Here is a 21,339-nt window from a genome sequence, read left to right as displayed (position 1 = left end):
CGTTCCCGATGTGGAATCCGCTCCGGCCCGTGTTCAAAGCGGAGTTCCGCCTATTTTCTCTTCGCGCGCTGCTGGGCCTCCTGCTGACGCATCAGCTCCTCGTAGCGCTGCTGGAATTTCGATTTCTTGCCTTTCGACTTCTTCGCGGCGTTCGCCTGCATGATCGCGTGGATCTTGTTGTCGTCGACCATGCGCCGGATGACGAGCGTCTGCCCGATGGTGAAGATATTCGACAGCAGGTAGTAGTAGCAAAGGCCGCTCGAATAGCTGTTGAACCAGAAGAGCATCATAATCGGCATCATGTAGACCATCATAAACTTCATGCCGGCCATCTGGGGCTGCGACGACGCCGTCTGCTGGTAGTTGAACCAGGAGTATCCGAACAGCGACACCGCCATCAGCAGGGCGAACAGCGAAACGTGATCGCCGTAGAAGGGAATCGAGAACGGCAGGTTCACGATGCTGTCGTACGACGAGAGGTCGTCGGCCCACAGGAAGGGCTGCTCGCGCAGCTCGATCGACGCGGGGAAGAAGCGGAACATGGCGATCAGGATCGGCATCTGGATCAGCATCGGAATACAGCCGCCCATGGGGTTGATGCCCGCCTTTTTATAAAGCTCCATCGTCGCCTGCTGCTTTTTCATGGCGTCCTCCGGCTTGGGATACTTCTTCGCCAGCTCGTCGATCTGGGGTTTGACCAGACGCATCTTGGCCATCGAAACGTAACTCTTGTAGGTCAGCGGCGAGATCACCAGCTTCACCAGAAGCACCAGGATGAAGATGATGATGCCGAAACTGCCGATGTAGTTGCGCAGGAAGTCGAAGACCGGAATCACGCACCAGCGGTTGACCCATCCGAAGATGCCCCAGCCCAGCGGCACGAGACGCTCCAGATAAATATCCGCACCGCCCGGCTCCCCGATCTTCTTGAGGATCGAGTACTTGTTGGGGCCGAAATAGAATGCGAAGTCATACCCTTCGGTCTGCGGCGTATAGGGCACGCCCATCTGCGCCGTGAAGGTCTTGAGCAGCGACGACTCGGGAGCCGCCGTGTCGAAGGCGAGGTTGGCGTAGGACACGTTGTCCGGGGCGATGAACACCGACGAGAAGAACTGCTGCTTGAAAGCCACCCAGTTGACCTGCGTCGAGATGTTCTTCGACTTTGCACCTTCGCTCATGCCCAGCTCCTCGATCGAGGTCTCGTCGGGGAAACGGTACGAGAGCGTGGTGTACATGTTCTCGTTCTGGAAACCCTTCTCGTTCTGGAAGGTGGTGTTCGCCCAGTCGATCTGAATCTGCGTCTGGTTGGCCATCTCCGGAGCCATATTCACCAGCCGCACGTCGAAGTCGACGAGGTAGTCGCGCTCGGGAGCCGCCGTATCATATATAAGGTAACGGTACTCCAGATAGGCCCCCTCCGCCACCGGAAGGCGCATCACGACGCTCTTGGCTCCGTCCGCCTCCCCGACTACGGGCTGGGCCGTGAACACGTAATCCAGCGTGTTGACCGGCACGTTCTTCAGCCCGTTCTTCAGATAGAACGAAAGCCCGAAACGCGCCGTGGCGGGGTCCATCATCTCGATTTTCCGGTCGCGTTTTCCGCGCGGACCGTATTGGGTGTAATCCTTCAGCGTGACGCCCTTGATCTGGCCGCCGCGGGTGGAGAAGAGCACCGCCATCACGTCGTTCTCCACGATGAATTCTTCGGCCTCCGCCTCGCGGGCCGCCGTCAGCGACTCGCCCAGCGTCTCCACCTGACGCTCGCGTACCGCTGCCGCAGCCTCTGCGGCCGCCACTTCTGCCTGCACGCCGTTACCCGACGCCAGCGAATCGGCCACGGGAGCCGCCGCACGCGCGGCTGCGGCCACCGAATCGACATAGGCCTCGTATGCGGCTTTCTGTTCCAGATACTCTTTCTGTTGCTGGCTGTTGAAATAGGCGAATCCCAGAAAAAGAACCGCTACGACGGCAATGCCTATGATTGATTTTTTATCCATTAAACTGTCTTCCTTTTTATCTTTTCAGAGGGTGATTACTTCTTCTCCGCATACGCCAGCGCGGCCTTCACAAAGGCCACGAACAGCGGCGAGGGGCTCAATACGGTGCTCTTGTATTCGGGATGGTACTGCGTACCGATGAACCAGGGATGGTTCTCGATCTCGACGACCTCCACCAGATTCGTGTCGGGATTCACGCCCACGGCCTTCATGCCGGCCACCTCGAACTGCTCCAGATAGTCGTTGTTGAACTCGTAACGGTGGCGGTGACGCTCCGAAATGTTGAGTTTGCCGTAGGCGGAAGCGACTTTCGAGCTTTTCTTCAGCGCACAGGGATAGGCGCCCAGACGCATCGTGCCGCCTTTGGCCGTAACGCCCTTCTGCTCCTCCATCAGGTCGATCACCGGATGCGGCGTCTGCTCCATCTCGCTCGAATTGGCATCGGCGAGATTCAGCACGTGGCGCGCGAACTCGATCACGGCGCACTGCATGCCCAGGCAGATGCCCAGGAACGGGATGTTGTTCTCGCGGGCGAAGCGCACGGCCTCGATCTTCCCCTCGATGCCGCGGTTGCCGAAGCCCGGAGCCACCAGAATGCCGGACATCTTGCCCAGCTGCGCGCCTGCGCTCTCGCGGGTGATCTTCTCCGAATTGACATAGCGCAGCTTGACTTTGCAGTCATTGACCGCCCCGGCGTGGATGAACGATTCGCAGATCGACTTGTAGGCGTCGGGCAGTTCGGTGTACTTGCCGACCAGCGCGATCTCGATCTTCTTCGAGGGGTGTTTCACCTTCTCGACGAATGCGCTCCACGCGGCCATGTCCGGCTCTTTGTCGGCCGTCAGGTTCAGTTTGTCCAGCACGACCTCGTCCAGATGCTGTTCGTGCATTTTCAGCGGCACTTCGTAGATCGTCGGCACGTCGATCGACTCCATCACGGCGTTGGCGTCGACGTTGCAGAACAGCGCCACCTTGCGCTTGAGCGCCGTCGACAGCGGATGTTCGGCGCGCAGCACGAGGATGTCGGGCTGGAGACCGTTCTCCAGCAGGGCCTTCACCGAGTGCTGCGTGGGTTTGGTCTTCAACTCGCCCGAAGCGGCCATGTAGGGGATCAGCGTCAGGTGAACCAGCGCCGTATTCCGGTAACCCAGCGAATAGCGGAGCTGGCGCACCGACTCGATGAACGGCTGCGACTCGATGTCGCCCACCGTGCCGCCGATCTCGGTGATGATCACGTCGTATTTCTTGGTCTGCGCCAGCAGCTGAATGCGGCGTTTGATCTCGTCGGTGATGTGGGGAATGACCTGCACGGTCTTGCCCAGGTACTCGCCCTTGCGCTCCTTCTCGATGACGCTCTTGTAGATACGGCCCGTCGTGACGTTGTTGGACTTCGACGTGGGCTGGTTCGTGAAGCGCTCGTAGTGCCCCAGGTCGAGGTCCGTCTCGGCGCCGTCCTCGGTGACGTAGCACTCGCCGTGCTCGTAGGGGTTGAGCGTTCCGGGATCTACGTTGATGTAGGGGTCGAGTTTCTGAATGGTCACCGAGTAACCGCGGGCCTGCAACAGGCGGGCGATCGAAGCCGAAATAATACCCTTGCCGAGCGACGACGCCACGCCGCCCGTTACGAATATGTACTTGGGTTTGGAAAGTTTCATTACTGTTTTATTTATAAATTCGTTGTAACACCGTTCAGCGCCTTTTTCCGCAAGCCCCCGCCAAGGCGGGGGTTCGGGGGCGGGTCAAACCTGTATACACGGCGTTCCGCCGTGGGCCGGCGTCCGGAGCGGCAGGGCGATCCGATCGTCAGGCATTGTTATTTTCGTCCTGGTCCTGCTTGTCGATCAGCTTCACCTTCTCGATCGTCGAGGCCATCTCCTCGCGGGCGCGCTCGATCTTCGCACGCACGTCGGCCACCAACGCCTCGGCGTTCTTCGACTTGGCGAAGAAGCCGATGTTGTTCTCCAGGAGGCCGATCTCCTGCTCCAGCTGACGCACCTTGTTGTAGAGGCGTTCGCGTTCCGAGCGCAGGCGGCGGTCGCCCGACGCCTTGAACGACGAGACTTTCTCGCGGAAGCGGCCCATCGAACGGTCGCGCTCCGAACCGCGCAGCGTGTTGAACAGCTCGTCCACGGCGGCCTTGTACTTTTTCTGGATGGCGTCCTTCTGCTTGATGGGCACGAAACCGATCTCGCCCCAGCGGCGCTGGAACTCGCGGATCACCTCGTAGCCCCCGGCCTTCACGTCGGCCCCGGCCATTTCGGCCAGCAGGGCGAGTTTCTTCTGCAGGTTCTCCTCGTGCTCGCCGTCGACGCTCGCGAAGTGCGACGCCTTGCGCTCGAAGAACTTGTCGCAGGCAGCGCGGAAACGCTTCCAGACGGCGTCCGAATGGCGCCGCGACACGGCTCCGATCTGCTTCCAGCGGGCCTGGAGGGCGATCAGTTCGTCGGTGGCCTTCTTCCACTCCTCGCTGTTCATCAGCGACTCGGCGGCCTCGCAGATCTCAATCTTCAATTGAAGGTTGTGCTCCATCTCGGTCTTCATTCCGGCATAGAACTGCCGCTTGGCCTCGAAGAAACGGTCGCACGCCGTGCGGAAACGTTCGTAGATGCGGTTGTTATCTTTCTTCGGCGCGAAACCGATGGTCTTCCAGGTCTTCTGAATCTCCAGCAGACGGTCGCTCGCGCGGTTCCACTCCTTGCGGGTGGTGAGCGGCTGGGACGAAAGTTCCTCCGTGGCGACGCACAGCCCGGTCTTGAGTTCGAGGTTCTTCACCTGCTCGCCCTTCAGCGTTTCGAAATGCTCCTGATGCTGTTTGTTGATACGGCTCGACGCGGCTTTGAAACGCTCCCAGAGCGCCTCCTTGTACTCATTGGCGACGGGACCCGTCTCGCGCCACTCGTCATGGAGTTTTTGCAGCTTGTGGAACGCCTCGACGACGGAAGGCTCCAGCACCAGCGCCTCGGCCTGCTCGCAGAGGGCTACCTTCTGTTCGTAGTTCTTCTTCAGATCGAGGTCACGCAGCTCCTTGTTGATCTTGATGAAGCTGTAAAAATTCTCGACGTGCAGGTTGTAGGTCTCCCACAAATCCTTGACATGCTGCTGCGGCACGATGCCGGTATCCTTCCAGCGCTGCTGCAACTCGCGGAACTTGTTGAACGTATGGTTGAGCGTCTCGTCCGAATTGACCAGCTCCTTCAGCTCCTCGATGATCGCCTGCTTGACCTTGAGATTCGCCTCCTTCTCGGCTTCGAGGTTGGCGATGAACGCGTCGCGGCGGCGGCGGTACTCCTTGAACTGCTCCTTGAGCTGAATTTCGGCGCCGTCCACCGAAGGAGCGAAATCCTCCTCGGCGCCGCCCTCCTCGACGAAGCGGCGGCGTGCGGCCTCGACCTCGGCGCGGCGGATGCGGTAAAAGGCGATCTTCAACGCCTCCACATCCCGGCGGATCGACTGCACGGGCTGCTCTTCGAGCATCCGGGCGAACAGGGCCACCAACTCCTCCTTGCCTTTTCCGGCGAACTTGTCCTCCTCGGGCTTCTGCGCGGCGAGTTCCTCCGCGGCCTCCTCCTCGGGCGTCGCGCCCTCGATCTCCAGCCCGGCATTCTGCGCCGCGAGCGCAGCCTCCTCATCGGCAAAGTCCACCTGCACGTCCCGGGACGCGTCCTCCTCCGATTCCGCAACCTCCGGCCCGGCGGCAGGCTTGATCCGGGCACGTTTGGCGCGCGGCGCAGCCTCCTCCCCGGAAATCCGCTCCGCGGCGGCCTCCTCCGCAGGCGTTTCTGCGGCGGGCGCTTCGGCAACCCCGGCAGACGCTTCGGCGGCGGGCGTCTCCGTCACGGCGGATTCCGCGGGCGCGTCCGCAACCTCCGCAACGGGTTCTTCCGCAGCGGCGGACGCCTCCGCAGCCGGTCCGGCGGCGGGCATTTCGGGTTCAGGGACTCGGGCAGTCACGGCAGGATTCGCTTGCGCATCTTCAGCCGCAGGGCTGACTTGCTCCTCGGGAGCAGGAAGTGTCGGTTTTTCAGTAGCCATTTCAGTACACGTTTTTTGGTTCCCGCATATGCGGAAGCATATAAATCTCGCAAATATAACCATTTTATGCGGAACGCCGAAAAGATTTCGTCAAAACATGCAACAACGCCGCCCTGCGGAAGCGCGAAATCGCTGCATCCCGGCACGGCGGCGCAATTTTCCGGTCTGTTCCGGCCCTTCGTCAGCGCTTGCGGCCCTTTGCGGCAATGCGTTTGGGCGCAGCCTGACGGCCCGTGGTGACGGGACGGCCGCTGCGGCGGACGCTCCTGGTCCCGCCGCCGCGCTTGGGCTTCTCCCATGCCGCGGCATCGTCGTAACGCTGGAAAGCCTCCCAGTCGAACCCGTCGTTGCCGCCTGCCGGAGACGCGTTCCAGTCGTTCTCGGCCTTTTTCCGGCTCCGCGTCACGGGACGCCGCTCCCCGGCGTCGTCCGCCGTTTCCGCGGTTTCCCTGCGCGGCCGCCTTTCGGAGCGGAACTCCTCCGCGCCCTCGGGCTGCCCGGCCTTCCTGCGGCCCCGCGTCTCGGAACGAGGCTCTCCGGCCGATTCGCTTCCGGACGCGCCTTCGCCGCCGTTGCGACCCTCCGTAGCCGGCCGGCGCCGCTTTCCGCCGCCGTTCTCCGCATCGGAACCGTCAATCTTGGCGATGCGGCGACGGCCTCCCGAGGCGTTGAGCTGCCCCACGACCGCCTCGGCGTCGCTGAACGGCACGCTCACCAGCGAATAGTTCTCGAAGACACGCACGTCGTCGATATTCTTGTCCCGCAGTCCGCACTTGCGCTTGAGCATCTCCACGATCCGGCGGGCCGTGTAGCCGTCGCGGCCTCCGAGCGCCAGGAACAGCCGCGCCTTGCCCTTGCGGTCGACCGAGAACGAACGGATTTCGGGATAATTGCTCTGATCCAGCTCACTGCGGAAAGCCAGCCGCAGCAAGGCCCCCAGCGCCACGTCGGGCGCATAGCTTTCGAGCAGTTCGGCCGCGATGTCGGCGTAGTCGCCGTAGCTCTCATTGGCCACGATCTCCTGCAAATCGTCCTTGATCTTGGCGCGCTTCATCGCCACGATGTCCTGCGGCGAAGGCAGCGTCTCCCGCTTGATGTCGGCCTTGATGTCGCGCATCATCCAGTTGAAACGGCGCAGTTCGGCGCCCGAAATGAAGGTGATGGCCGTACCCTGGTTGCCGGCGCGGCCCGTACGGCCGATGCGGTGGACGTAGCTCTCCGAATCCTGCGGCAGCGAATAGTTGATCACGTGCGAGAGGTTCGACACGTCGATACCCCGCGCAGCCACGTCGGTCGCCACCAGGATGTTGACCGCCTTGTCGCGGAACTTGCGGAGAATCTTCTCGCGCTGGGCCTGCGACACGTCGCCGTGCAGCCCCTCGGCCGAATAGCCCTGGGCCACCAGACGCGTCGCCACCTCGTCCACGCCGATCTTCGTGCGGCAGAAGACGATGCCGTAAAAGTCCGGTTCGATGTCGATGATGCGCGTCATGGCGTCGAACTTGTCGGCTTCGCGCACCTCGAAATAGATCTGGTTCGTGAGGTCGGCCGTCAGGTGCTGCGACTCCACGCGCAGCACCTCCGTATTGCGCATGTAAGCCTCCGAAAGACGGATGATCCGCTCGGGCATCGTGGCCGAAAAGAGCAGCACGCGGCGGTCTTCGCCCGTATGGCCCATGATCTCCTCGACATCCTCCACGAAGCCCATGTTGAGCATTTCATCGGCTTCGTCCAGGACCAGGAAACGGACCTTGTCCAATTTGAGCGTACCGCGGCGGATGTGGTCCAGCACGCGCCCCGGCGTGCCGACGACGATGTCGACGCCCCGCGACAGGCGGCGCAGCTGCTCGCTCATCGCGGCCCCTCCGTAGATGGCCGTGATCGAGAGCCGCCGCTCGCGGTTGTAACTCAAAAGTTCCTCGGCGGCCTGCACGGCCAACTCGCGCGTCGGGACGAGGATGATGGACTGCACGCCCTCTTTCGAAGGCTCGATCTGCTGGAGTATCGGCAGCCCGAAAGCCGCCGTTTTACCCGTGCCGGTCTGGGATTGCGCGATGATGTCGTTCTCTCCCGAGAGCAGACGGGGAATCGTAAGTCGTTGGATGGAGGTGGGTGTTTCGAACCCTTTTGCCTGGACGGCCGCGAGCATCTCCTCGCTGAGGCCTAAAGCGCTGAAATCAGCTTCGTTGATCATATATGAATAGTTGAAAGGCCAAAGGTACGACAATTTATTGAATATTCGCCGGAAAATCATTATCTTCGCAAAAAGTTACGCACACACGGCCCCTCGCGGGCCGCCTGACCGAAAACCGACACCATGAGTCACCGTATCCTGCTGGTCGACGACGAGGTAGACATCCTCGAATTCGTCCGTTACAACCTCGTACGCGAGGGTTACGAAGTCTTCACGGCCGAAAACGGCGCCGAGGCGCTGAAAGTGGCCGCCGAATGCCGTCCGCACCTGATCCTGCTGGACATGATGATGCCGGTGATGGACGGGGCGCAGACCTGCCGCGCGATCCGCCGAAACCCCGTGCTGAAGGACACGATGGTGGTTTTCCTCTCGGCGCTGGGCGAGGAGGGGCAGCAGCTGGCAGGGTTCGACGTGGGAGCCGACGACTACCTGACCAAGCCTATCAAGATGAAGCTGCTGGTAAGCCGCGTGCAGGCGATCCTCAAGCGCATCGACGCCGACAGACCTCCCGAGAAGGCCCCGGCCCCGGGGCTCACGGTCGACCGCGAGCGTTACACGGTGATCCGCGACGGACAGGAGATCACCCTCCCGCGCAAGGAGTTCGCGCTGCTGGACCTGCTCCACTCGTCGCCCGGGAAGCTGATTCCCCGCGAGGAGATTTACGCCAAGATCTGGGGCACGGAGGTCGTCGTGGGCGACCGCACGATCGACGTGCACATCCGCAAGCTGCGCCAGAAGATCGGCGACGAACGCATCGTCACGGTCAAGGGCGTGGGATATAAATATGAACCCTGAAACGAAAGGTGAAAATTGGATTGTCATTCCGGGAAGAGCCGAAGGACCGACGTGGGAATCCGCTGGACGCGTTGTGAGGTTACGACCTTTGATCGGATTGCCGCGTCGCCACGCTCCTCGCAATGACGGGAGGGGGGGGGCAGGCGACCGAATCCGTTTGTCCGGACGAAGCGATTTTGAATTGTGAATTATGAATTGTGAATCGAAAAAATACCGCCGCATCGTCGTCAAGATCGGCAGCAATGTGCTCACCCGCGAGGACGGACGGCCCGACACCACGCGCATCTCGGCGCTCGTGGACCAGTTGGCGCGCCTGCACCGGGCCGGCACGGAGTTCATCCTCGTCTCGTCGGGCGCCGTGGCCTCGGGCCGCAGCCTGCTCGAAACCCGCGTCGGACGCATCGACACCGTTTCGGCCCGCCAGCTCTTCTCGGCCGTCGGGCAGGTGAAACTGCTGAACCGCTACTACGACCTCTTCAACGAATACGGCATCGCCTGCGGGCAGGTGCTCACCACCAAGGAGAGCCTCTCCACGCGGCGGCAGTACCTCAACCAGCGCAACTGCATGGAGGCGATGCTCGCGGCGGGCGTCGTCCCGATCGTCAACGAGAACGACACGATCTCGGTCACGGAGCTGATGTTCACCGACAACGACGAACTTTCGGGTCTCGTGGCGGCGATGATGGGAGCCGAGGCGCTCGTCATCTTGAGCAATATCGACGGCATCTACGACGGTTCGCCTTCGGACCCCGCCTCGCAGGTCATCCGCCGCGTCGCCCCGGGCCGCGACCTTTCGCAGTACATCGACACGGCGCGTTCCTCGCGCGGTCGCGGAGGCATGACGACCAAGAGCCGCATTTCGTCGCGCGCGGCGGGCGAGGGCATCGAGGTCGTGATCGCCAACGGCCGCCGCGACAATATCCTGACGGATCTGATCCTCACGGACCGCGACGTCGTATGCACGCGTTTCGAAGCGGCTCCCCGACCGGCTTCGGGGGTCAAGAAGTGGATCGCCAGCAGCGAAGGCTTCGCCAAGGGCGCCCTGCACCTCGACGCCGGGGCCGCCGCGGCCGTCTCGCAGAGCAAGGCCGCGAGCATCCTCGCCGTGGGCGTCACGGCCGTCGAAGGGGATTTCGAGCGCGACGACATCGTACGCATCCTCTCGCCCGAAGGCGCCCCACTGGGCGTGGGCCGCATCTCGTGCGACAGCGCGACGGCCCGCCGCAACCTCGGCCGCAAAGGTCTCAAACCGCTGATTCACTGCGATTACCTATATCTGGAATAAAAATGGAATACGATACGATCTTCGTCGCCGCCCGGCGCGCCGGCAACGAACTGGCCCTTGTCGACGCCGGGCGATTGAGCCGCACCGTCGTGAAAGCCGCCGCCCTGCTGCGGGAAAACGCCGGAAAAGTGCTCGCGGCCAACGCCCTCGACCTGGAGGCGATGGACGCCGATTCACCCATGCGCGACCGCCTGCGGCTGACGGCGGAACGCATCGCCTCGATCGCCGCCGACATGGAATCCGTCGCCGGACTGCCCTCGCCGCAGGGCGAAACGATCGCCGAATGGACCCGTCCCAACGGCATGACCCTCCGCAAGGTCCGCGTACCGTTCGGCGTGGTGGGCATGATCTGCGAGGCGCGCCCCAACGTCACGGCCGACATTTTCTCGCTCTCGATGAAGACGGGCAACGCCTGCGTGCTGAAGGGCGGCAGCGACGCCCGCCGCTCCAACGAAGCCATCGCCGCCCTGCTCCGCGAGGCGCTCCGCAGCGAAGGCATCGACCCGGCGGCCTTCACCCTGCTGCCCGCGGGCCACGAGGCTGCCGGAGCGCTGCTGAACGCCGTGGGTTACGTCGACGTGGTGATCCCGCGCGGCGGCGCGGGACTGATCCGCTTCGTGCGCGAAAACGCCCGCATACCCGTGATCGAAACCGGGGCGGGCATCGTCCACACCTACTTCGACCTCGACGGCGATCTGACGAAAGGCCGCGCCGTGGTCTGCAACGCCAAGACGCGGCGCGTCAGCGTCTGCAACGCCCTCGACTGCCTCATCGTCCACCGCGAACGGCTCCGGGACCTCGCGGAACTGTGCGACCCGATGGCCGCCGAACGCGTCACGGTCTACGCCGACGCGGAGGCGTACGCCGCACTCGAAGGCCGCTACCCCGCGTGCCTGCTCCGCCCCGCCGCGGAGGAGCACTTCGGGACCGAATTCCTCGACTACAAGCTGGCCGTGCGGACCGTCGGCTCCCTCGACGAAGCTCTGGCGCACATCGCCCGCTACTCCTCGCGCCACAGCGAAGCCATCGTCACCGAAAACGCCGGGACGGCCCGGGAGTTCACCCGGCGGGTCGATGCGGCGTGCGTCTACGTCAACGTCTCGACGGCCTTCACCGACGGCGGCCAGTTCGGGTTCGGCGCCGAGGTCGGCATTTCGACCCAGAAACTCCACGCCCGCGGCCCGATGGGGCTGCCCGAACTCACGACCTACAAATACGTGATTTCAGGCAACGGACAGACCAGAGAGCCATGACGGTCACGCCGCCGCCCGCCGTTTTCGCGGCATCCCGCCGCGTTCCCGACTCCGCCCCGCGCGGGCGAAGCGGAGTCGCCGCGCACCGATGCATCCCCCGACGCCCCTCGCGGAAGGGAGACGCCGCCGCATGGCCCGGACGGCCGGCGCCAAAAGGTCCCGACCCATATGTGACAAAAATTCCACTTATTTCGGCAAATAATTGAACGATTCGTAATCATTTTTTGCTTAAATTTGCACATCCGTAAAATAATACATATATTTAAATTATGATTCGTGAACTTTTCGCCGTGGGCCTGGGAGGCGCCGCCGGAAGCATCGTCCGCTATATGCTCTCCGTCTGGCTGCTCGGAGGGCACACGCTGCTGGGTTTTCCGGCCGGAACGTTCACGGTCAACGCCGCGGGATCGCTGCTGATCGGCATTCTGCTGGAGACCACGAATTCGGCTGCGGCAGGATGGTTGCTCATCGCAGGATTCTGCGGAGGATTCACCACCTTTTCGACCTTTTCGGCCGATGCCGTGCGGTTGCTGCGTGCCGGAGACTACGGGCCTGCGACGGCCTACATTGCGTTGAGCGTCGCGGTCTGCATCGCCTTCGCCGCGCTGGGCATGTGGATCGGAGCGCAAATTGCACGCAATTAAAAATGAAAAATTAAGAATTAAAAATAACCTGCAACCCGGTTAAATCCCGGCTGAAATCCCGGTCGCGCTGCGACAAGCCCCCTCCGAGGAGGGGATTTAGGGGAGGGTCAGAATTGGATACGCGGCGGAACGCCGCGAATTAGATGGCTGAATTTGCCCGGGGCCAGGCTTGTAAACGACGCCGAAGGCGGCGACAACACCGCCCGGAAGCGCAACGACGAAGAAAAAACATAAACAAACGGATTGCAGCCCTAAAGCGAATGAAACGTACGCCATCTCCCTCCCCGAGGGAGGGCCGGGGTGGGGTCAGGCTTGTAAACGACGCCGAAGGCGGCGACAACACCGCCCGGAAGCACAACAACGAAGAAAAAACATAAAAACTTAAAATAGAAATTATGGTAATTCTGGTTTTAAACTGCGGCTCCTCTTCGATCAAATATCAGGTGATCGACATGGAGGACGCGTCGAGCAAACTGCTCGCAAAAGGCATTGTGGAACGTATCGGCCTCCCGGAAGGCGACCTGACCCATAAACCCGTCGGCAAGGAGCCGTTCGAGCTTCACCAGCCGATTCCCGACCACACGACCGGCATCAAGCTCGTGCTCGACGCCCTCACCGACCCCGCCCACGGCGTGATCGCGTCGCTCGACGAAGTGAAGGCCGTCGGCCACCGCGTAGCCCACGGCGGCGAGTTCTTCCCCGAGAGCTGCATCGTCACCGAGGACGTTAAGGCGAAGATCCGCTCGCTGTTCGAGATCGCCCCGCTGCACAACCCCGCCAATCTCGAAGGCGTGCTTTCGATCGAAAAGGTCCTGCCGGGCGTGAAGCAGGTCACGGTGTTCGACACCTCGTTCCACCAGTCGATCCCGGCGGTGAATTACATGTACGCCCTGCCCCACGCCTATTACGAGAAATACCGCGTGCGCAAGTACGGCTTCCACGGAACCAGCCACAAGTATGTGGCCAAGGTGGGCGCCGAACTGGCCGGACTGGATTTCCACAACTCGCGGATCATCACCTGCCACATCGGCAACGGCGGTTCGGTGACGGCGATTCTCAACGGCAAGTCCTACGACACCTCGATGGGCTTCTCGCCGCTCGACGGCCTGGTGATGGGCACGCGCTGCGGCCAGGTGGACGCCAGCGCCATCACGTTCATCGGCGAAAAGGAGGGCATGAGCTATGCCGAGCTGAACACGATGATGAACAAGAAGTCGGGCGTGCAGGGCCTCACGGACATTTCGAGCGACATGCGCGACATCGACCGCGCCTACGACGAGGGCAATCCCCGCGCAATCCTGGCGCGCGATATGTACTACGGACGCATCAAGAAGTTCATCGGCGAATACGCCGCCGAAATGGGCGGTGTCGACATGATCATCTTCACGGGCGGCGTGGGCGAGAATTCGTGCGAAATGCGCGAGGCGGTCTGCACCGGACTGGAGTTCATGGGCGTGAAATTCGACCCTGCGGCCAACAAGGGCGCGCGCGGCGTGAACAAGATCCTCTCGGCGGCGGATTCGAAAGTCAAGGTAGCCACCATCGCCACCAACGAGGAGCTGGTGATCGCCACGGACACCTACAATCTGGTAAAATAACGTCCGCATCCCGGCCGCATGCGATAAGCCCCTCCCGAGGGAGGGTTTTGGGGTGGGGTCGGGCTTGCAAACGACGCCGGCGGCGGCAACGACCGCCAACAGCATAGAGGCAAAACAACAAAGCATATATCAATTTTAAACGTAACAACACCATGATTCAGCATCTTACCGAAATCGTCGAGGAGGCGAGGAAACGGGGTAAAAAACGTCTTGCCGTAGCTTACGGACAGGATTCGCATACGCTGGAAGCGGTCTACGAAGCCTATAAGGAGGGTCTCGTGGAGCCTACGCTCTTCGGCGACAAGGAGGTTATCAAACAGGTCTGCCAGGAGAACGGCATCGACATCAACGCCTTCAACATCGTCAACGAACCCAACGATGTGAAATGCGTCCAGCAGGCCGTCGCATCGGTCGTTTCGGGCAACGCCGACGTTCTGATGAAAGGTCTGGTCTCGACCGACAAATACATGCGCGGCATCCTCAACAAGGAGGCCGGGCTGTTCCCCCCGAAAGGCGTCCTGAGCCACGTTTCGATCGTCGAAATGCCCTGCTACCACAAACTGCTGATCATCTCGGACGTGGCGGTCATTCCGCTCCCCGACTTCAAGCAGAAGATGGTGCAGATCGGCTACCTGGCCCGCACGGCCAACCTGCTGGGCATAGCAACGCCGAAAATCGCCTGCATCGCCCCCTCGGAGCAGCTGCTCCCCAACGTGATCTCCTCGACCGAAGGCGCGCTGCTGGCCAAGATGGCCGACCGCGGCCAGCTGGGCAACGTCGTCGTCGACGGTCCGCTGTCGCTGGACGTGGCGCTCTACAAGGAGGTCGCCGAGCACAAAAAGGTCAAGGGTTCGTCGGTGGCCGGCGATCCGGACTGCCTGCTGTTCCCCAACCTCGAATCGGCCAACGTCTTCTTCAAGTCGGTCTCGCACCTCTGCGGCGGCGAACTGGCGGCGATGGTCATGGGTACGAAGGTTCCGTGCGTGCTCACCTCGCGCGGCGACACGAGCAAGACCAAGCTCTTCTCAATAGCGCTGGCCTGCCTGGCGGTAAAAAAATAAAATTCCGGTCATCCGGACCTAACCCAATCTTAAATCAGCCCGACGAAAGAAACAACGCCTCCCGGTTGAAAGTCACCCTTCGACAATCAGTCGTTGCGAATCCGTCGGACTCACGTTAAAAACGAACCGAGAACTTATGGGCTACAAAATTTTAGCAATAAATCCCGGCTCAACGTCTACAAAGGTCGCCCTCTACGACGAGGAGCGGCCTTTGTTGGAATTGAACCTCCGTCACTCCACCGAGGAAATCTCCCGCTTCGCCGGCGTGAACGACCAGCTGGACTGGCGCCGCGGACTGATCCTTTCGGCGCTCCGCGAAGAGGCGTTCGACATCAGAAACCTCTCGGCGGTGATCGGCCGCGGCGGACTGATACGCCCCATTCCCGCAGGAGTCTACGAAGTCAATTCGCGCATGCGCTACGATCTGCGGAACGCGCAGATGAAACACGCCTGCAACCTCGGAGGACTGCTGGCCGCACAGATCGCCCACATGGCGGGTGTCAAGGCCTACATCGCCGACCCGCCGGTGGTCGACGAGATGGACGACGCGGCACGCATCTCGGGCATGCCGATGTGCCCGCGCAAACCGGTCTTCCACGCCCTGAACCAGAAGGCCACGGCGCGTCTCCACTGCGAACGGATGGGCTGGGTGTACGAAGAGTCGAATCTGATCGTGGCCCACATGGGCGGCGGCATTTCGGTCGCCGCACACAAGCAGGGACGTATCGTCGACGTCAACAACGCGCTCGACGGCGACGGTCCTTTCGCCCCGGACCGCGCGGGGAGCATCCCCTCGAGCGAACTGATCAAGGTCTGCTTCTCGGGACAATATACGAAAGAGGAGCTGCTGAAATTCATTTCGAGCAAAGGCGGGCTGGTAGCCTACCTGGGAACCAACTCCGTGATTCAGGTCATGGAACGCATCGCACAGGGCGACCAGCGGGCCAAAAAGGTTCTCGACGCCATGTGCTACAACATCGTGAAACAGATCGGAGCCATGGCCGCGGCCCTCTCGGGCAGCGTTCAAGCCATCGTCCTCACGGGCGGCATCGCCTACAACGAGCCTGTCGTGGAGTACATCCGCGAACGCTGCTCGTTCATCGCTCCGATCGCGGTCTATCCGGGCGAGAACGAACTCGAAGCGCTGGTCACCAATGCGCTGGTGGTGCTCCGGGGCGTCATCACCCCCAAAGTCTACAAATAACCCGCATTCTTCCGGGAAACGAACGGGCCGCATCCTTCCGGGGTGCGGCCCGTTCGTTCAGATGCGGGAGCAACGGGAGCGGCAAAAATAACGAAACACCCCTGCGTCACTCGAAAGCGATGCTCTTCCAGGTAAGCGGATCTCCGTAGTAGTTCGTGGCCCATTGGTCGGCGGACGCAGCTTTCGGGGCCGCCGTGCCGGTGCTGTAATGCTTGTCGGCATTCAGCGTAAGATCGCATACTTTGGCGAAGTTCGGGCTGAAAGGAGTTGCTCCACTGTCCATTTCCAGGGTAATATTCCCTGCTGCTGTCAGCCGCAGCTCGGTCAGAGCATCGCAGTGCTGAAATGCGCTGTATCCGAGTCGGGTCGTTTCGGGCAGCGAAAGGGAGGTCAGGCCGGAAGCCATGAAAGCTGCGTTATAAATCCGAACCGCCTCGGGCAGTTGCACGCTCTCCAGCGAAGGGCAGCCCGACAAGGCCTGCACTCCGACCTCCTCCACGCCGTCGCAGGAGACGAAGCTCAACGCCTGGCAGGCGAAAAATGCCAAACAGCCGAGCGCTTTCACTCCGGCGGGCAGTCTCACTTCGCGCAGGGCGGGATAGGCATAATGGAACGCTCCGTTATCATATTTTTGTCCGTCGAACGCCCTTGCCGGCAGACCGCGGACATCGTCCGGGGGAAAGTTGAAATCGTCGTCCACCCGTCCGTTCACATTCACTTCCGGCCAGTCGGTCACGCCGGTCAGGTCGATCTTTTCCACGCCGGAGTCGTAGAAAGGGTTGCCGACCGGAGGGGTGCTGGAAAAGGAGACCCGAGCGGGAATCCCGATCTTGGCAAACTCGCCCGTCAGTTTGAATTCGGTGATGCCCGCGTCGAGTGCGGCTCCGATCGCGGTCTTTACCTCATCGGCGGTCATCCGGGTCATATCGACCGTGCCGGATACCGGTGACGCCTTGTTCCCGCCGCCGTCCGAGCTCCCCGCCAGCGCCAGCACTGCGGCCGACACGGCCAATGCGGCCAATGCGGCCGTAAAAAATCCTTTCATCATCATATTGCATTCGTTTTAATCCGATGATAAAAGTAGCGCAAAACGGCTGCGGAGGAGTCCGGGAACTTAAAAAACAACGCCGGGTTTCTGGACTCGGCGTTGTTTTCATTCTTGCGAAGGGGCGATCGGGTCTCCGCCGGCATAGCGGCGGCGGTATTCGCCGGGCGACATGCCCGTCACTTCGGAGAACTGCGCGAAAAAAGTACTGCGCCCGTGGATGCCGACCATCTCGCCCACCTCGAGGGCCGAAGCCCCGGGATGCTCCAGCAACAGCCGCTGCGATTCGGCAATGCGCAGGGCGCGTATCCACGATTTGAAGTTAAGCCCCAACTCGGAGTTGACATACCGCGACAGGTAACTGCGGTTGCACCCGACCTCGCGGGCCAGCGACTCCAGCGAAAGCCCCGGGCGGACATACCCTTTCGCGGCGATCCATTCGTCGAGCGCCGTACGGATATTCTCCCCGGCGGCCAAAGGCTCCGGCACATCGTCGGCGATCACGGGAGCGATCCGCCCGAACTCCGCGGGATAGTTGATATACTTCATTCCGAAGAAGGTGTAGAACACCATGTAGACCCCCGTAAAAGCAAACAGGTAAGGCATCCCTAACCCCGACACCAGCCATGCCGCGGCCGTCAGTCCGATCAAGGCCGTCATCAGAAACGACATGGCCACCCATCGCAGACGGCGCATCTCTCCGTCCGAAAAAAAGTTGTCCAGCTTGCGGCGACAGACCCGGTATTCGCGTACGAAAGTCCGCGCAAAGAGGGCTATCTGCACACAATAAGCGGCTGCCGTCAGCCGGAAAAGCACCGGAAAGGCCTGCGGAAAGAACAACATGCAGCCGAACAGCGACGCCGTTCCGGCAGCCACGGCAAGCAGATGACGGCGAACTCCCCGCGCAAGCGGAAAACGGGAGTTGACCAACGTCACCAGCGCCCCGGAGAACATCGTGGCCTGCACCGCAGCGACGGCCAGCACCAGAATCCGCGTGAAATCCAGCTCATACTCCTCCCGCAAGAAGAGCAGCCACAGCACATCGGTGAAAGCGAGCGAAAAGTAGGCCCAGCCGACAAAACGGCGCGAAAGGCGGTAATTGCGCAGGCGTTCATCGCCCGGCATACGCAGCCAAAAAAGAGATCCGCCGACCACCGCGAGAATGATCGCCGAACAAAGCAACACTCCGGCATAGAGTGAATCGGGTTGTCGGAACATATCAGAGGCCCTTGGGTTTCAAACCTTATTTTTTCAGCTGCCTGCGCACGATGGTCGTCACCTCCCGGAAGGCTTCCAGCCGGAACAGCGCCGACAGCGCGAGGTAGCTGACCACGCCCGTCGCCAGTTCGGCCAGCAGCCGCACGAGATCGTTGCCGGGAATCGCCGCGGCCGTGAGCCGCACGAGGAGGTACATCGTCCCCGACACCAGCGCCACGGGCAGCAGCGTACGGACGAAACGCCGGAACGTCAGGGAGGTGAAGCGCGTCGTCGCCAGGAAATTGACCGCCATTTCGCAGAATGCGATGGCCACCAGCCCCCAGACCACGGCCATCACGCTGTGCGGAATCGTCACGGCGAAAATCGCCGTCATAATGATCTTCTTCACCACTTCGAGACGCACGATCAACGGACCCTTACACCTTGCTTTCAACACATTGTAAGCCGTCAAAGCGATCGGCGAGAACAGTCCTGCCAGACATACCGCCTCGAAATAGGGAACCGTCGGCATCCACTCCTCGCCCAGCAGCACGGCGAACATGTCGCGGGCCACGGCCGACATGCCCAGCATGATCGGAAACATCACGTAAGAGACGACCATCACCACCTGCCGGTAACCCTCGGCGAACTTCGGGGCATCGTCGCGGATCTTCGCCAAGGCCGGGAACGTGACGTTCTGCACGGCCTGAATGCCCGTCGCGGCGGGCATGTCCTTGAGTTTTACCGCCTGGTCGAACGATCCGAGCACCGCGGGCGAATAGAGTTTTCCGAGAAAAAACTGGGGTATCTTGTTATAGAAATTCGAAATCAGGTCCGTCACCATCAGACTGCACCCGAACGGCGCCATCTCGCGCAGGGGCTTCAGCCCGCACTTGCCGCAGGGGCGCCAGTCGCTCAACCACCACAGCAGCGCGGTCCGCATCCCGACCGCGATCACACGCTCCGCCACGAGGCTCCAGATGCCCCACCCGGCCATCGCCAGCGCAATGGCCGTAAGCCCGCCCGCCAGCGACGAAAGGAAGGTCACCTTCGAGAGCAGCGCGAAACGGAACTGCCGGATGAAAATCGTATTCTGAACGGCGCACAGGGCGTTGAGCGGCAGCAGCAGGAAGAAAACCGGGGCGATCCGCGCGATTTCGGGCATGCCGTACCAGCGCGCCGCAAGGGGCGCCAGGGCCACCAGCACCCCGTAGAGCACCGCCGAAACAGCGATGTTGAAGAGGAAAACCGACTTGTAATCGCTCTGCGAAGGCCCTTTGTGGCGGACCAGACTCTGCGAGAACCCGCTGTCGACGATCACCAGCAGCACCGTCACGACGGCCGACGGAATGGACATGAAGCCCAGTATGTCGCGCGTCAGCAGGCGCAGGATGACCAGCCGCACGGCCATTGCGAGGAGCATCGAGCCGATCTTCTCGGCCATGCTCCACGCCACGCCCTGCGCGACTTTCTCTTTGAGTTCGCCGCCCAACAGCCTAACAGTTGTGCTGCGCGACGATCTCCTCGTTACGCTTGCGGATATTCTGCACGTTGGCGATCTCGACGTACGACGCACCGCCGTCGGGACCGAAACTGCCGCCCACGATGGCCATCAGGTCCCCGTCGTCGAGTTTGCGGTACTGGTCGAGGAACTCCAGCGCATCGACCAGGAAATGGTATCTGTCGGAGAGTTCCTGATTCCGGAGAATCGGCACGACACCGTACGACAGGGCCAGAATCCGCTGCGCATGCAGCTGGTAGCAGACGGCCATCACGGTCTTGCGGCCGCGGAACGCCGCCAGATAACGGCCCGTGCGGCCCGTCTTGGTGTCGAGCACCACGTATTTGATCGGCAGGTTGGTCGAGGCGCGCACGGCCGAACGGGCCAGCTGCGCGGTGATCTCGTGGTTCACCGAAACCATGTCCATGTCGATCATCGGCTTGAAATGCGTCTCGTCGCGCTCGATCTCGCGGGCGATGCGGGCCATCGTCTCCACCGACTGCACGGGAAAATCGCCCATGGCGGTCTCGTCGCTCAACATCACGGCATCCACACGCTCGTAAATGGCGCTGGCCACGTCGCTCACCTCGGCGCGCGTCGGACGCGGGGACTTGACCATCGAATAGAGCATCTGCGTGGCGATAATCACGGGACGCTTGGCGCAGATACACTTCTCGACGATACGCCGCTGCGTGTTGGGAATCACCTCGGCGGGAAGCTCCACGCCCAGGTCGCCGCGGGCGACCATGATGCCGTACGAAGCCTCGATGATCTCGTCGATGTTGTCCAGTCCCTCCTGGTTCTCGATCTTCGAGATGATCTTGATGTTGCTGCCGTGGGCGTCGAGAATATCCTGCACGGCCCGGATGTCGCGCGCCGAGCGCACGAACGAATGCGCGATGAAATCGACGTCGTTCTTCACGGCCCATTCGATGAAGCGGCGGTCCTTTTCGGTCACCGACGGCAGGTCGATCGACACGCCCGGCACGTTGACGCTCTTGCGCGAACGCATGGCGCCTCCCACGACGAACTCGCAGTCCAGCTCCGTATCGTTCTTGCCCACGACGCGGATTTCCAGCTCGCCGTCGGCGATCAGCATCCGCGCCCCGACGGGAATGTCGCTCACGATCGACGGCACGTTCATGTAGACCACCTTGCGGGTCGTGAAGTCCGAGCCGTCCGAACCGCGCACGGCCACCCGGTCCCCCGGGCGGAAATTGATGCTGTTGCCGTATTCGTCGGCGATCGTCGTGACGCGGATTTCGGGTCCTTTGGTATCTATCATAATCGGAATGGCCGGGTTCACCCGGTGCACCGTCTCGACGATATGCGTGGCCCCGTCCTCGGAGACGTGCGCCGAATTGACGCGCACCACGTCCATACCCGCGTCGAAAAGCTGTTTTACGAACTCTTCGGTGCAGCGGAAATCCGACATCGTAGCGACAATCTTGGTTTTTTTCATGCGATACATAGAGCTATGTTTTTACGTTTATATTATCCTTCGATACGCTCTCGGGCGGTGTTGCCGCCGCC

General features: G+C 61.6%; 15 protein-coding genes. 7 read left to right on the top strand and 8 right to left on the bottom strand.

The genetic code is table 11. The features are described from left to right. Positions 1-50: 50 nt before the first annotated feature. The 4 genes from yidC to NQ492_RS12520 all read right to left on the bottom strand — a co-directional run bounded on the left by yidC (position 51) and on the right by NQ492_RS12520 (position 8,223). Positions 51-1,997 carry a membrane protein insertase YidC gene (gene yidC, locus NQ492_RS12535; protein WP_015546764.1) on the bottom strand — a complete coding sequence of 649 codons (1,947 nt, stop codon included), beginning with the start codon at positions 1,995-1,997 and terminating at the stop codon, positions 51-53. A gap of 35 nt (positions 1,998-2,032) precedes the next feature. After that, entirely contained in the window at positions 2,033-3,652 is a 1,620-nt protein-coding gene (locus NQ492_RS12530) for a CTP synthase (protein ID WP_015546763.1), read from the bottom strand. A 148-nt stretch (positions 3,653-3,800) separates the two neighbouring features. Next, entirely contained in the window at positions 3,801-6,029 is a 2,229-nt protein-coding gene (locus tag NQ492_RS12525) for a DUF349 domain-containing protein (protein WP_229028821.1), read from the bottom strand. 181 nt (positions 6,030-6,210) lie between these two features. Further along, a complete protein-coding gene (locus NQ492_RS12520) occupies positions 6,211-8,223 on the bottom strand; it encodes a DEAD/DEAH box helicase (RefSeq protein WP_044054187.1) in 2,013 nt (670 codons plus the stop codon). 123 nt (positions 8,224-8,346) lie between these two features. Here NQ492_RS12520 and NQ492_RS12515 point away from each other — a divergent pair, with 123 nt between their 5' ends. From NQ492_RS12515 to buk, 7 genes are all read left to right on the top strand, one after another. Then, on the top strand, positions 8,347-9,018 hold the full coding sequence (locus NQ492_RS12515) for a response regulator transcription factor (RefSeq protein ID WP_015546761.1): 672 nt from the start codon (positions 8,347-8,349) through the stop codon (positions 9,016-9,018). A gap of 190 nt (positions 9,019-9,208) precedes the next feature. Continuing rightward, positions 9,209-10,303 carry a glutamate 5-kinase gene (proB, locus tag NQ492_RS12510; protein ID WP_015546760.1) on the top strand — a complete coding sequence of 365 codons (1,095 nt, stop codon included), beginning with the start codon at positions 9,209-9,211 and terminating at the stop codon, positions 10,301-10,303. Between the two features lie 2 nt (positions 10,304-10,305). Continuing rightward, the gene (locus tag NQ492_RS12505; RefSeq protein ID WP_015546759.1) at positions 10,306-11,556 is read left to right on the top strand and encodes a glutamate-5-semialdehyde dehydrogenase; all 1,251 of its coding nucleotides are present in this window, start codon (positions 10,306-10,308) and stop codon (positions 11,554-11,556) included. A 269-nt stretch (positions 11,557-11,825) separates the two neighbouring features. Continuing rightward, on the top strand, positions 11,826-12,200 hold the full coding sequence (gene crcB, locus NQ492_RS12500) for a fluoride efflux transporter CrcB (protein WP_015546758.1): 375 nt from the start codon (positions 11,826-11,828) through the stop codon (positions 12,198-12,200). A 395-nt stretch (positions 12,201-12,595) separates the two neighbouring features. Continuing rightward, complete coding sequence (locus NQ492_RS12495; protein WP_015546757.1) at positions 12,596-13,798, top strand: acetate/propionate family kinase; 1,203 nt, start codon at positions 12,596-12,598, stop codon at positions 13,796-13,798. 152 nt (positions 13,799-13,950) lie between these two features. After that, on the top strand, positions 13,951-14,859 hold the full coding sequence (locus tag NQ492_RS12490) for a phosphate acyltransferase (RefSeq protein ID WP_015546756.1): 909 nt from the start codon (positions 13,951-13,953) through the stop codon (positions 14,857-14,859). A gap of 136 nt (positions 14,860-14,995) precedes the next feature. Then, entirely contained in the window at positions 14,996-16,063 is a 1,068-nt protein-coding gene (gene buk, locus NQ492_RS12485) for a butyrate kinase (RefSeq protein ID WP_015546755.1), read from the top strand. A gap of 106 nt (positions 16,064-16,169) precedes the next feature. Here buk and NQ492_RS12480 read toward each other — a convergent pair whose 3' ends face one another. The 4 genes from NQ492_RS12480 to pyk all read right to left on the bottom strand — a co-directional run bounded on the left by NQ492_RS12480 (position 16,170) and on the right by pyk (position 21,277). After that, a complete protein-coding gene (locus NQ492_RS12480; RefSeq protein ID WP_171024662.1) occupies positions 16,170-17,108 on the bottom strand; it encodes a leucine-rich repeat protein in 939 nt (312 codons plus the stop codon). A 108-nt stretch (positions 17,109-17,216) separates the two neighbouring features. Next, a complete protein-coding gene (locus NQ492_RS12475; protein ID WP_015546753.1) occupies positions 17,217-18,326 on the bottom strand; it encodes an AraC family transcriptional regulator in 1,110 nt (369 codons plus the stop codon). A gap of 25 nt (positions 18,327-18,351) precedes the next feature. Next, positions 18,352-19,797: a lipopolysaccharide biosynthesis protein gene (locus NQ492_RS12470; RefSeq protein ID WP_022061839.1), complete on the bottom strand. Its 1,446-nt coding sequence runs from the start codon at positions 19,795-19,797 to the stop codon at positions 18,352-18,354. A 4-nt stretch (positions 19,798-19,801) separates the two neighbouring features. Next, positions 19,802-21,277, bottom strand: a complete 1,476-nt coding sequence (gene pyk / locus NQ492_RS12465) for a pyruvate kinase (RefSeq protein ID WP_015546752.1) — start codon at positions 21,275-21,277, stop codon at positions 19,802-19,804. Positions 21,278-21,339 lie beyond the last annotated feature (62 nt).

Origin of the sequence: Alistipes shahii WAL 8301 (assembly GCF_025145845.1) — a bacterium.
Lineage (GTDB): Bacteria > Bacteroidota > Bacteroidia > Bacteroidales > Rikenellaceae > Alistipes > Alistipes shahii.
The sequence above is the reverse complement of the archived record's forward strand: the minus strand, read 5'-3'. Positions and strand labels throughout refer to the sequence as shown.

Coding starts and splice junctions, on each gene's coding strand:
- yidC (WP_015546764.1), bottom strand. CDS start 1,997: ATGGATAAAAAATCAATCATAGGCATTGCCGTCGTAGCGGTTCTTTTT.
- NQ492_RS12530 (WP_015546763.1), bottom strand. CDS start 3,652: ATGAAACTTTCCAAACCCAAGTACATATTCGTAACGGGCGGCGTGGCG.
- NQ492_RS12525 (WP_229028821.1), bottom strand. CDS start 6,029: ATGGCTACTGAAAAACCGACACTTCCTGCTCCCGAGGAGCAAGTCAGC.
- NQ492_RS12520 (WP_044054187.1), bottom strand. CDS start 8,223: ATGATCAACGAAGCTGATTTCAGCGCTTTAGGCCTCAGCGAGGAGATG.
- NQ492_RS12515 (WP_015546761.1), top strand. CDS start 8,347: ATGAGTCACCGTATCCTGCTGGTCGACGACGAGGTAGACATCCTCGAA.
- proB (WP_015546760.1), top strand. CDS start 9,209: ATGAATTGTGAATCGAAAAAATACCGCCGCATCGTCGTCAAGATCGGC.
- NQ492_RS12505 (WP_015546759.1), top strand. CDS start 10,306: ATGGAATACGATACGATCTTCGTCGCCGCCCGGCGCGCCGGCAACGAA.
- crcB (WP_015546758.1), top strand. CDS start 11,826: ATGATTCGTGAACTTTTCGCCGTGGGCCTGGGAGGCGCCGCCGGAAGC.
- NQ492_RS12495 (WP_015546757.1), top strand. CDS start 12,596: ATGGTAATTCTGGTTTTAAACTGCGGCTCCTCTTCGATCAAATATCAG.
- NQ492_RS12490 (WP_015546756.1), top strand. CDS start 13,951: ATGATTCAGCATCTTACCGAAATCGTCGAGGAGGCGAGGAAACGGGGT.
- buk (WP_015546755.1), top strand. CDS start 14,996: ATGGGCTACAAAATTTTAGCAATAAATCCCGGCTCAACGTCTACAAAG.
- NQ492_RS12480 (WP_171024662.1), bottom strand. CDS start 17,108: ATGAAAGGATTTTTTACGGCCGCATTGGCCGCATTGGCCGTGTCGGCC.
- NQ492_RS12475 (WP_015546753.1), bottom strand. CDS start 18,326: ATGTTCCGACAACCCGATTCACTCTATGCCGGAGTGTTGCTTTGTTCG.
- pyk (WP_015546752.1), bottom strand. CDS start 21,277: ATGTATCGCATGAAAAAAACCAAGATTGTCGCTACGATGTCGGATTTC.